Origin of the sequence: Falsiroseomonas sp. HW251, from assembly GCF_050563545.1 — a bacterium.
Lineage (GTDB): Bacteria > Pseudomonadota > Alphaproteobacteria > Acetobacterales > Acetobacteraceae > Falsiroseomonas.
Map to the genome: position 1 here is coordinate 1 of NZ_JBNXUM010000126.1, position 269 is coordinate 269.

Below are 269 nucleotides of genomic sequence, written 5' to 3' on the forward strand. Positions count from 1 at the left end.
AACCAGCTCTGGCAGACCGACTTCACCTACCTCAAGGTGATCGGCTGGGGCTGGTTCTATCTCTCGACCGTGCTCGACGACTTCTCCCGCTACGTCATCGCCTGGAAGCTCTGCGCCAAGATGGCAGCACGCGACGTCACCGACACGCTCGAGCTTGCGCTCGAGGCCTCCGGCTGCAGCACGGCGCGCGTGCAGCATCGTCCGCGCCTGCTCTCGGACAATGGGCCAAGCTACATCGCCGGCGAGCTCGCCGATTGGCTCGCCAGCAA

At 65.1% G+C, this 269-nt stretch carries 1 protein-coding gene; it reads left to right on the plus strand.

Features of this window, described 5'->3' with window-relative positions; all coding sequences use genetic code 11:
• Positions 1 to 269 (plus strand): DDE-type integrase/transposase/recombinase (locus ACLF3M_RS35475; RefSeq protein WP_430661724.1); only part of this gene is annotated, 269 nt, incomplete at both ends.